This window comes from Desulfovibrio sp. (assembly GCF_019422935.1).
Lineage (GTDB): Bacteria > Desulfobacterota > Desulfovibrionia > Desulfovibrionales > Desulfovibrionaceae > Desulfovibrio.
Map to the genome: position 1 here is coordinate 277,206 of NZ_JAHZCJ010000001.1, position 11,058 is coordinate 288,263.

The 11,058-nt window shown below is 59.4% G+C and carries 15 protein-coding genes; all 15 read right to left on the minus strand.

Annotated features, from left to right (window positions below; translation table 11 throughout):
* Positions 1–527 precede the first annotated feature (527 nt).
* Entirely contained in the window at positions 528–959 is a 432-nt protein-coding gene (locus QZ383_RS01180; RefSeq protein ID WP_291442352.1) for a EutP/PduV family microcompartment system protein, read from the minus strand.
* Between the two features lie 7 nt (positions 960–966).
* Entirely contained in the window at positions 967–1,314 is a 348-nt protein-coding gene (locus QZ383_RS01185) for a BMC domain-containing protein (protein WP_192111443.1), read from the minus strand.
* 237 nt (positions 1,315–1,551) lie between these two features.
* On the minus strand, positions 1,552–2,103 hold the full coding sequence (locus tag QZ383_RS01190) for a BMC domain-containing protein (RefSeq protein WP_192111444.1): 552 nt from the start codon (positions 2,101–2,103) through the stop codon (positions 1,552–1,554).
* A gap of 17 nt (positions 2,104–2,120) precedes the next feature.
* Complete coding sequence (locus QZ383_RS01195) at positions 2,121–3,446, minus strand: 4Fe-4S dicluster domain-containing protein (protein ID WP_291442355.1); 1,326 nt, start codon at positions 3,444–3,446, stop codon at positions 2,121–2,123.
* Positions 3,447–3,647: 201 nt separating this feature from the next.
* On the minus strand, positions 3,648–3,926 hold the full coding sequence (locus tag QZ383_RS01200; protein ID WP_108702565.1) for a BMC domain-containing protein: 279 nt from the start codon (positions 3,924–3,926) through the stop codon (positions 3,648–3,650).
* A 45-nt stretch (positions 3,927–3,971) separates the two neighbouring features.
* On the minus strand, positions 3,972–4,304 hold the full coding sequence (locus QZ383_RS01205; protein WP_291442357.1) for a hypothetical protein: 333 nt from the start codon (positions 4,302–4,304) through the stop codon (positions 3,972–3,974).
* A 29-nt stretch (positions 4,305–4,333) separates the two neighbouring features.
* Positions 4,334–4,906: a BMC domain-containing protein gene (locus tag QZ383_RS01210; protein ID WP_291442359.1), complete on the minus strand. Its 573-nt coding sequence runs from the start codon at positions 4,904–4,906 to the stop codon at positions 4,334–4,336.
* A 3-nt stretch (positions 4,907–4,909) separates the two neighbouring features.
* Positions 4,910–5,197, minus strand: a complete 288-nt coding sequence (locus tag QZ383_RS01215) for a EutN/CcmL family microcompartment protein (protein WP_022658524.1) — start codon at positions 5,195–5,197, stop codon at positions 4,910–4,912.
* A 7-nt stretch (positions 5,198–5,204) separates the two neighbouring features.
* Positions 5,205–5,798 carry a hypothetical protein gene (locus QZ383_RS01220; RefSeq protein WP_291442361.1) on the minus strand — a complete coding sequence of 198 codons (594 nt, stop codon included), beginning with the start codon at positions 5,796–5,798 and terminating at the stop codon, positions 5,205–5,207.
* A 58-nt stretch (positions 5,799–5,856) separates the two neighbouring features.
* Entirely contained in the window at positions 5,857–6,678 is an 822-nt protein-coding gene (eutJ, locus tag QZ383_RS01225; RefSeq protein ID WP_215647776.1) for an ethanolamine utilization protein EutJ, read from the minus strand.
* A gap of 1 nt (position 6,679) precedes the next feature.
* On the minus strand, positions 6,680–7,351 hold the full coding sequence (locus QZ383_RS01230; RefSeq protein WP_192111450.1) for a phosphate propanoyltransferase: 672 nt from the start codon (positions 7,349–7,351) through the stop codon (positions 6,680–6,682).
* A 212-nt stretch (positions 7,352–7,563) separates the two neighbouring features.
* The gene (locus QZ383_RS01235) at positions 7,564–7,851 is read right to left on the minus strand and encodes a BMC domain-containing protein (protein ID WP_022658528.1); all 288 of its coding nucleotides are present in this window, start codon (positions 7,849–7,851) and stop codon (positions 7,564–7,566) included.
* 127 nt (positions 7,852–7,978) lie between these two features.
* On the minus strand, positions 7,979–9,490 hold the full coding sequence (locus QZ383_RS01240; RefSeq protein WP_291442365.1) for an acetaldehyde dehydrogenase (acetylating): 1,512 nt from the start codon (positions 9,488–9,490) through the stop codon (positions 7,979–7,981).
* A 3-nt stretch (positions 9,491–9,493) separates the two neighbouring features.
* Complete coding sequence (locus tag QZ383_RS14455; RefSeq protein WP_215647778.1) at positions 9,494–10,033, minus strand: BMC domain-containing protein; 540 nt, start codon at positions 10,031–10,033, stop codon at positions 9,494–9,496.
* Between the two features lie 57 nt (positions 10,034–10,090).
* Positions 10,091–11,023, minus strand: coding sequence for a choline TMA-lyase-activating enzyme (gene cutD, locus QZ383_RS01250; protein ID WP_291442366.1), 933 nt, complete (start codon positions 11,021–11,023; stop codon positions 10,091–10,093).
* Positions 11,024–11,058 lie beyond the last annotated feature (35 nt).

An 11,058-nucleotide genomic window follows, 5' to 3' on the forward strand; every position in this document is an offset into this window, starting at 1 on the left:
TTTAAATTGCACTAACTGAGCAAGCAATGAATAAATTAAAAAACGATAATAGTATTATTTACAGGTTTGACGCCTAGGGTCAATTAACAATACCTTTTTAATAAGTATCGGCTGTTTTACGAAAATTCGCCAAAAACAGGCTTATATAGCAATGGTTAGCATAAAAATTTTTTAAAGTGAATATGCTCACGAAAACAGGAAAGATCATGTACTGTGCAACGATATATAGAAGTTGCAGTTTGATGAATTTTTTCATTCCAATATATGAGTTTTAGAGATAATATTTATCGAATACTGCTGTTTGTTGTTGATAAATAAGAAAATGATTGTCAATTTTGTTCATTTTTTATGTGGCCGGTATGAATCTCAAATCATGAGTGCGGGTGTACGCATGCCCGCGCCAAGATCATGCTGGAGAAAACAATCTCTGCATCAATGTTGACAGGATAAATACAGATTTCGAGGGCGGATAATGCAGGGGAATGGCAGACAGCGCGGGACTTGCAATGGGCAGTATCTTAAAGGATTCAGGCTTTGAGCGGCAGGGCGGTGCGCAGTTCGTCCACGCCAGCGAGCGTTACAGAGCTCAGCGCAACGATTTGCGTTGTCCCCGCGCTCTGCAGAAAGCGCCGTGCGCGTTCCGTGTTGGCTGCATCCATGTCTGTTTTGCTGATAACGCCAACAACCGTGCGGTTGAATATGCGGGCAAAACCCGGAGGAAAGGCGGAGGTTGGGCGGGTAGCATCCTGCACAAAAAGAATGGCCGCGCATTCCGTGGCCAGGGTGATGAGGGCGCAGTAAAAACGGCGGTTTTCCAGAAATTCCGGCGGGGGAAAAACAAACTCTCCGGCGTATTCCACAGCCATGGTACGCCGCAGATCCGGCACGGTGCAGCCCAGCAGGCGTGCAACGGTGCGTCTGCCCACCCCCCGTTCGCCCATAAGCATAATGCGGCGCACGGCAGGCCTATGACCGGGTGCAATCGGTCAGGGCGTAGTGGAGCACATCGCCAAAATAGCGCAGCACTTCACGCAGCCCGGCTTCCACGCTGGCCACATCGCCGGTGAGCAGCAGGGAGCCGCCAAACCTGTCCAGAAAGCCGATCTGCACATCGGCGGCCTTGGTGGCGATATCTGCGGCAATAATCACGCCTTCGCTGGGCGTGATGGTGAGTATGCCGATGGCGTCCGTAGCGCTCTCGTCAAGGCCGAGCTTGAGGGGAATGTCGCGCTGGGGGCTGGCGATAAGGTGCGCCAGAGTGATCTGCCTGCCGGGCACATACTCCTGTATGACGCGCTGTTTCGCTTCTTCCATGGTGCGGCTGCCTGTTTGCTTGAAGGAATGTGATATTTGCGCGGGGAGCTTGGCCCCCCGCGCAAAGGGTCGCCCGAGGGCAACTCTTTAGAGCATTTCAACTTTAAAAAAGGTTAAAGGCTCTAACGCTGCACGCGAGTGCAGCGCGCCACACTGAGGCGTGGATTTTGCCGAAAATTGCATTTTTCGGCAGAATGACAACTTTGAAGTGTGAAGCATTTCAAAGTTCATCTGCTACTAGAGCAGCTGCTTTTTGAGATCGTCGCTGGGCGAGGGGATCACAATCTTGCTGACCACCGGGCCGCCGTCCGTCACGTTGGCAGCGCCAGCGTCCACGGATGACTGCACGGCGCTGACCTCGCCCGTCATGAGCACAAAGGCTTTGCCGCCCAGGCCCGCAGAAAGGCGTAGTTCCACAAGGTGCACATCGCCCGCCTTGGCTGCGGCATCAGCCGCCAGCACGCAGGAGGCCGCGGTGTATGTTTCAATAATGCCGAGAGCGTTGATCTTTTCCCTGATGGCGGTGCCGTTCATGGCAGGGATAACGCTTTCGTGCACGTTGGGGATGATAAAGGAATCCACCACCAGATCCGCGCCCAGGTGCAACCCGGTTTGCACGGAGCTGGTCACGGCTCCGGTATCGCCCGTGATGACCACAAGATAACGGCCAGGGCAGGTGGGGCGGGAAATAACCAGCTCCACATTTGCGGCTTTGACCATTTCGTCCGCCGTCTGAATGCCCACGCCGATGCTGTTCAGTTCCACACAGCCTATAGTGCGTAATTTCATGCCGCTCACCTGTTGCTTCACGCCTTGATGGTTATGATGCCGTTTTCAACGGCAGTGACCACGCCGTCAATGCTGGCGTGTACGCGCGCACCCATGGCCCCTTCGGGAATTTCACCGATGAGGTCGCCTGTTTTGACGTGATCGCCCGCATGCACCACGGCAAGGGCGGGCGCGCCTATGTGCTGGCGCAGAGGAATGCGCACTTCCGAAGGCGTATAGTCGCCTGCAAAGTGCGGGTGCGCTTCATAACCCGCAAGACCAAGCCTGCTTACAAGGCGGCTCGTGGGAATCCTGCGCTCGTCGCGGAAACGCGAGGCCGCAAGGGGTTCGCCCCTGTTTTCCCACTTGACCCCGGCGGCCATGAGTTCCTTTTTGAGCTGCGCGTTCACTTCCCTGGGCGAAAGGCCCATGGGGCAGGCGAACTTTTCGCAGATGCCGCATTCGGAGCAGAGCAGGGCCTCGCGCGCAATGGGCGAATCCACGGCCTGCCCGTCAAGCACGCGCATAAGCCGGTGCGGGTGCAGGCTGTGACCAAGCAGTTGCCGGGGGCAAAGATCGGTACACTGCGAGCACTGACAGCAAATGGTGTTGGTAAGGCGCTTGACCGTATGCGGGTCCATGACCTTGCGGCACACCACGTTGTGGTCGGGCGGCAGCACAAGCAGACCGCTTGTGGTCTTGGTGACGGGCTGATCCGTATCGGGCAGCACGCGGCCCATCATGGGGCCGCCGTCCACCACGCGGTATTCGTCAATGGTCGGCCCGCCCGCGAATTGCAGCACCTCGGCAACCCTGGTACCCACAGGCACGCGCACCACCATGGGCTTGCGCACCTCGCACCCCACAGTGAGGTAGCGGTGGGTCACAGGTTTGCCGTCCAGCGCGTGGGCCACATTGCAGAGCGATTCCACATTGCTTACCACTGCGCCGATCTGCAAAGGAATGCCGCGCTCGGGCACAATGCCGCCCAGCACTTCATAGACCATCACCTGCTCGTCGCCGGCAGGGTAAAAGTCGCCCAGTTCAAAGGCCTCGATGCGGCCCTTGCCAAGGCGGGCAACGCCTTCGCGCACACTCAGCATGGCATGGGCGTGTTTGCCCTTGAGGCAGATGATGCCGCGCCCGGCCCCTGTGCAATCCATCATGGCCTCGAGGCCGCGCACCAGAGTGTCCACCTGTGTTTCCATCAGATACGGATCGCTCATCAGCAGCGGTTCGCACGAAGCCCCGTTGACCAGCACCGTCTGCGCGGCGGCGTCGGCCTTGACGTGCGTGGGCAGGCCTGCGCCGCCCGCACCTACCACGCCAGCCGCGCGAATGGCGTCAACAATTGGTTTTCCCATGATGTCCTCTCACTGGAATTATCGCAAAGCGGGCCGCCAGAGCATTTCACTCCTGAAATGTTCGCTTACGACAGGCAAAGCCTGCCTGCTCGCATTTCGTTGCAAGGATTTTCAGGAAAACCCTTGCAGAGCAGTTACCTCATTTCCTTCGTAAACTGCCCTAACCGCACCCGCTGCAATCACATAGCCCGGCTTCAGGCTTTACTTGCACTTGGGCAGAATCATTTCCACTTCTTCATGGGGGCGGGGGATAACGTGCACGCTCACAAGTTCGCCCACGCGCGAGGCAGCGGCAGCGCCCGCATCGGTGGCGGCCTTAACAGCGCCCACATCGCCGCGCACCATCACAGTCACCAGACCGGAACCCACCTGTTCGCGACCGATGAGGGTCACGTTGGCAGCCTTGACCATGGCATCGGCAGCTTCCACAGCGCCAACAAGACCACGGGTTTCAACCATGCCGAGAGCGTCAGTCATTATAGCCATTGTAATCTCCTTTTATGTTTGCGTATGCGCGGCAGAGGCTTAAGCGTGAAGGCTCTTGCCGATCACTGCCACGGTTTCCAGCGTCACCTTCCGCAGTTCGTCGGGGTCGGTGATGCCATAGTGCTGTTTGATGATGGCGGCCACGCCGATGAGCAGGTCATCGCAGTGTTCGTCATGTCCGTCATGCGCGTGTTGCGCGCATTCGCCGTGGCCGCAGTGGTGGGCGGCGGCCTCGTCGTAGCTTATCTGGACGCCGCGTTTGCAAAGTTCATCGCGCGCGCCGGGGGTCAGAATCTTTGCGGAGTCCATCACAAGCTGATTGCCGTGGATGAACTGATCTAGATTATCAATGGTTATCAGCGTTTTTCCCATATGTGCCTCGTTCGTTCCGCAGGCGCGGGTTATTGTTGGGCGTCATTGGCGCTACGCCGCGCCGTGCCCGCCAGCGCGCTGACCACTTCCGGGTCGGGCTGGGGAATGACCACCATACGCATCAGGTTGTTGCCCAGCACGTCAGCGGCTGCGGCTGCGGCTTCACGCACGGCGGCCACATCGCCTGTCAGCACAAAGTACGATTTGCCGCCAATGCCCTGGCCCAGAACCATGCGCATGAGCGACACCGCCGCCTGCTTGACGGCCTTGTCTGCTGCTATGACGCTGTCCGCCGCGTTGCGGCATTCAACAACGCCCAGGGCCGCGCCGCCGATTTCGGCAGGCATGCGCCGCAGAACATTGAGTACCTGGCTGGACACATTGGAAACAACATAGCTGCCCGCAAGGCGCGCTTCCGTTGCTCTGGCGGCTTGCACCGAGGCGTCAACCGCCTCTCTGTCTCCCCCCACAAGGATGAGAAAGCGCCCTGCGCACACAACGGAAGCACGCACCAGCGTGACCGGAGCGGCCTTGAGCATGATATCGGCCAGCTCCGCCCCAGCGGCTATGCTGCGGCTGTCCACAATGCCCAGTGTGTCCATGAGCTATTCGCTCTCCGGGCTTTTGCCCATCATTTCTTCCTGATCCAGAATGCCCACAATGGCTGCGTCAACAGGGGATTCCTGATTGTACAGAGCCTTGCGGGCCGGGCTGCCGGTGGTGATAAGCACGCGTTCGCCAATACCGGCTCCCACGCAGTCCACCGCCACAAAACTTTCGGCCAGCCTGTTGTGGGCGAGGTCAAGGCGCTGTACCACCATGAGCTTGAGCCCGTTGAGGGAATCTTCCTTTCGCGTGGCCCATACGTTACCGACGACAATGCCTATCAGCATGCGACACCTACAGATCTTTCAAAATGGTCATGTTGCGTTCCGCCGCCGCATCCTGCGCCAGCGGTGTTACAACGGCCCCTTGGGGAGCACGCAGGGTGCGCGCGCCCGTTGCGGCGGCCTCGGCCACATGGTTTGCGGTTATAAGACAATCGCGCGTGCGCGACGCCTCCGGTGCGGCCTCGGCGAGTTCCGTCAGGCCAAAGGCCGCAAGCCGCGCTTCATATTCTTCATACAGGCGCAAAAGCGCGTCCGGGGCAGTGGCGGCGTGTGCGCGGTAAGCAAAGCCAAGGGTGCGCACCTGTTTGCCCTGCAAGAGCAGGTCAAGCACTTCGCGCTGGGCAAGGCTTGAGCCGCGCCCCAGCGCCAGATCCGCCATATCCGGGCAGGAAAGCTCAGGCAGGATGTAGAGGGCCGGTTCCTGCCCGGCGCTCTGCCCCTGAAAGCACACCTGCATGGCACTGCCGAGGCGCTTTTCCACCTGGCGGGCGAGGGTTTCGTCCCTGGGGGCCAGCACCAGAGCCACAGACGTGGGCCTGGTATCAAGCTGATCCAGCACGGCCCGCACCACGGCGGTAATAAGTGTGTTCAGTTCCACGGGCATAAGCCGCGCTCCTATAGTCATTTAAGGCTTTGAATTATATTCGTAAAAGCAAAATGCTCTAGTCTGTGCAGTTGAGGGCTATGCCAAGCGGCGTCACCAGAAAAGGATTGGCGGGCTTGAATGTGGGCACGCCGGTGTCTTTCTGGATGATGGATTCCATATCCGCGAGGCAGCAGGTGCCGCCCACAAGGTACAGGGCCGAAACCTTGCGCCCCTGAATGTGCTTCTTGACGATGGCCGCCATCTTTTCAATCACGGGCCGCACCACGGGCAAAAGTTCCTTGTGGCGGCTCGCGTCCTTTTTCAGGTCTTCAGCTTCGTCAAAAGGAATGTCGTAATTACCCGCCAGCACAAGCGAAACGTGCGTTCCGCCCGTGGGTTCGTCCGCCACGTACACAACCTTGCCGTCCTGCAACAGGGCAATGCCGGTGGTGCCGCCGCCGATATCCACGATGGCGCCGTCGCGCACCTGCAAAACGCTGTTGGCCGCAGTGGGTTCGTCAAGCAGGGCGGTAACGCGGTAGCCAGCGGCCTCCGCCACATGGCGGTGAGTTGCGCAGTCGCGCTCGCTGGTGCCGGGCGGAACGGCAATGGCGGCATTTTCAAGCTTGCGGCCAAGGCGTTCTTCCAGCTCTTCGGTCAGCTCGCGCACAATGCGCGCGCCGCCCGCGTAGTCCACCACCAGACCGTCACGCACCACCTGGGCAAAGCGCATGGCACAGGCCACAGGCTCGCGTTTGGCGTTGACCACAACCACCACAATGTACGCGGTGCCAAGGTCTACACCCACATAAAGGGGTTCCGTGGGGCTGACCTTGCGGGGATTTTCCCGGCACTGGTCAAGCGTGGCGATCAGTTTGTCCGCTGCGGCAAAGTCCATATCAGCCCCTTGAGCGCCGCACGATGACGCCGGTGACGCCGGGCTTCCAGCCTGCGCTGTTGCCTTCGTCCGCATCAATGTGCATGGCAAGTTTAAAGGAGTCGCTCACGCGCACCAGCACGTCTTCAAGAATCATGGGCCGTTCCGTATCAAGACGCACGGCGACCTTGTCCTTGTCCTTGAGGCCGAAACGTTCGGCATCATCGGTGTGCATGTGGATGTGGCGGGCGGCAACGATCACGCCCGATTCCAGGCCCACAATGCCCGTGGTGGATGCAAGCACAATGCCAGGGGTGTCCTTGGTGTCGCCGCTCTGGCGCACCGGAGGATTGATGCCCAGAATGCGGGCATCGGTCTTGGAAAGCTCGATCTGCGAAACGCTGCGGGCGGGGCCGAGAACGGCCACCTTGTCCATGACGCCCTTGGGGCCGATCAGCCGCACGCGTTCAACGCACAAAAATTGTCCCGGCTGCGAGAGCGGCCTTTCGGGTCGCAGGGCCTCACCGTACAGCGACAGCGCATCTTCGACGCTCAGATGGACGTGACGGGCGGAAATCTCCACCGGGATGGGCCCGGCGTTCATGGTTTCTTCCCTGTCGCTGCTGGCGCACTGCTCTGTCAGCACCTTGCGCACAACATCTGTCACAATGTCCTTGATCGCTTGTTCGTTCATCTTGGCTCCAGCATGCAACGGCTGCGCATTGGGCAACCGCCTTGTAAATACGCGGGAATCGGGCCGCAGGCTCAAATTCCTTTGGCGGGCGTCTTTTCATGGGCAACGCCGCGCCGTTTCCGTAGAGGCGTTCTGCCTATGGCTCCCCCGGCGCTGCTCGCGTGCAGCGCGCTGCCCGTCAGTGTGCGCCGGGGGGCCAGATACGGCAAAGACTAGGCTTCGCGCTTGGGCAGAATCATTTCCACTTCGCTGTGGGGGCGGGGGATCACGTGCACGCTCACGAGTTCGCCCACCTTTTTGGCAGCGGCGGCACCGGCGTCAGTGGCGGCCTTAACAGCGCCCACATCGCCGCGCACCATAACGGTGACAAGGCCGGAACCCACCTGGCTGCGGCCAATAAGGGTTACGTTGGCGGCTTTCACCATGGCATCGGCGGCTTCAATAGCGCCCACAAGACCACGGGTTTCGATCATGCCCAGAGCGTTGGCGGAAGCGGTCATAGCTATTCTCCTTGCGTTATTTGCGTATGTTGTTGTGCCCCTGAGCGGGTCATGCCGTTGGGGGCATTCCGCAATAACGGGCTGTTACGGTTACATTGGGCAGGCGCAGGCCAGCCCGGTGCAGCTGCTAAAGAACCTTCTTCAGCTCGGCCACAATCAGTTCTGTGACGGCGTTGATATCAATGTTGCCAGCGCCCGCAGCCGGAGCAGACGTGCCATGACCGCTGCCGGAGCAGCAGGAGGCGGCAGGGGCAGCATGGCTGGCCGCGCCGTGCCCGTTGCCGGAGCAGCAGCACTGGGAGTTGAGGTCATAGGCCACACGACGAATGTTGATCAGGTTCATGGGCGTGACGTTGTCGGAAGTGGCGCTGCCGCCAACGGCGCCGCAGCCCAGGGTGAACGAGGGGAACAGCCCGGTGCTGAGGCCCACCGCGCCCTGCGTGGCGGGCGTGTTGACCATGATGCGCGAAACAGGTTTTTTGAGGCCGAATTCGCGGATGATTTCTTCGTTGTTGGAGTGGATGGCAAGGGTGTGGCCAGCGCCGCAGTTGTGCAGCAGGGCCGTGCACAGTTCGCAGGCTTCATGCCAATCTTCCACCACGTAAAAGCTGAGCAGGGCCGTGAGCTTTTCTTTGGAGAAAGGATACTTGGGGCCAACGCCCTTTTCGTCCGAAACGAGCAGGCGCGTACCCTGGGGCACGTCGATGCCGGCGATGCGGGCAATGGTCAGGGCGTCGCGGCCCACAATGGCGGGGTTCATGCTGCCATTGCCGCGTTCCATGACGTTTTTGACCTTTTCCAGCTTTTCGCCCTGGAGGAAGTAGGCTCCCTGGGCTTCCAGCGTGGCGCGCACCTTGGCGGCGATGCAGGATTCGGTGACGATGGACTGCTCGGAGGCGCAGATGGTGCCGTTGTCGAAAGTTTTGCTGCTCATGATCTTGGTCACGGCGCTTTCGATATCGGCGGTGCGTTCAATGAATGCGGGCGTGTTGCCAGCGCCCACGCCCAGAGCAGGCGTGCCGGAGCTGTACGCGGCCTTGACCATGCCGGGGCCGCCCGTAGCAAGGATAAGATCGCAGATCTTCATCAGTTCGTTGGTGCCTTCAATGGTGGGAATGGTGATGCAGCTCACCAGATCGGGCGACACGTTGCAGCTGCGCAGCGCGCCCTGAATGATTTCCACCGTTTTGGCAATGCACTTGCGGGCGCTGGGGTGCGGCGTAAATACAATGGCGTTGCCCGACTTGAGCGAGATCAGCGACTTGTAGATGGTGGTGGACGTGGGGTTGGTGGAGGGCACAATACCCGCAATCACACCCACGGGCACGGCCACTTCCACAACCTTGGTCTCGTTGTTGGTAGAAAGAATGCCCACGGTCTTCATGTCGCGAATGCAGGCATAGACCTTTTCGCTGGCAAGCAGGTTCTTGGTCTTTTTGTCCTGCGGTTTGCCAAAGCCGGTTTCTTCCGCAGCCATTGCGCCCAGCGTTTCAGCCTGGGCAGCGGTGGCTTCGGAAACGGCCTTGATCACGGCGTCCACACGTTCCTGGCTCATCTGTGCGAATTCCGGCTGCGCCTTGCGCGCAGCGCGAACCAGTGCGCGCACCTCCTGAATGGAGAGCAAATCCTTATCGACCATTTTTTACTCCTTTTCCTTCAGAGCCGCCCGGCAAATGGCGTCTATCAGCGTTTTCTTGTCGGAGGAGACAATCTGCCCGCGCGTGAGCGGAACCTGAAGGTCTCTGGCCAACTGCCGAAGTTTGTTTATGCTCATGCCCGCGAGCTTTTCCTTGCTCGGGGGCGCGGCCTGCGTGGCGGGCTTCGCCTTGTCGGCGGGGTCAGTCATGCTTGTTTGGCCTTCCTGTGCGGCCTCTGCCGGGGCCGCCGCCTCAATCTCAATGCTGCGCGGTTGCAACAGCAAAATATGTTCAAGCTCCGCATCAGGGCGGGGGATGACATGCCGCGAAACGCACTCCGCACCTTCAATGCGCGCAATGGAGGCCGTGGCGGCGTCCACGGAGGACTGCACGGCTGCCACTTCGCCCGCAATGGTGATGGTCACAAGCCCGCCGGAAGCAAGAGACTTTTCGAGCAGGCGCACGTCTGCCGCCTTGAGCATGGCGTCGGCAGCCTCAATGGCTCCTATCAAGCCCCTCGTTTCCACAAGTCCTAATGCAAGCATGCTTTTTCTCCTTCACAGCGCAAGGGCGCGGCGCGGGTTTGTCCGTAATTGTCTGCGTTAATGCCTGATGGTCTTCACATCGAGGTCATAGCCACGCAAAATGCTCTCCATGGTCGCCATATCCCGGTCATCAAGCACAGGGTTGTCCTTGATGGGATATTCCATGTCGAGCTGGGCGTACTTGCCGACGCCCATTTTGTGGTAGGGGAGCAGATCAACACCCTTAAGATTTTTCATCCCTTTGTAATTATACAGAAATTTCCCTACGGCGTGCAGTTCTTCCGCATCGTCGTTGTATCCCTTCAGCAGTGGCATGCGGATGCGCACGTTGCTGCCGTTTTCAAGCAGCCAGCTCAGGTTCGCCAAGATGGTTTCGTTGCGCACGCCTGTGAGGGCATAGTGCTTTTCCGGATTCATGTGCTTGATGTCGAAGAGGAAGAGATCAACCACTTCGGCAAGCTGGCGCACCACTTCGGGGCGGGCATAGCCGCATGTTTCCATGGCGGTGTTGATGCCCTTGTGCTTGCAGGCCAGGAGCAGGTTTGCCACGGCTTCCGGCTGGAGCATGGGCTCGCCGCCGCCAACGGTAACGCCCCCGCCGGAGCTCTGGTAAAAGGGCCAGTCCTGTTCCACCACTTCCAGCAGTTCAGAAATGCCCTTGCATTCGCCCGCGATGGCCAGCGCCCCCTGAGGGCAGGCCTTTACGCAGCGTCCACAGGCGATGCAGTCAAGCTCCCTGTTGACGGTGTGCTGGCCTTGCACACCTGCGAGCGCGTGAATGCCTGAGGGGCAGACGGGCACGCACGCGCCGCAGGAGATGCAAAGGTCTTTTTTGTACAGCACATCACAGCGCCGACGCTGGCTTTCGGGGTTTGAGCACCATTTGCAGCGAAGGGCGCAGCCCTTGAAGAAAACGATGGTGCGGATGCCCGGACCGTCATACATATTGTATTTCTGTATGTTGAAAACGATGGCTTTTCTTTCGATCACGGTGCTTTTCCCCTGCCGTATGCCGTTACGCTTGT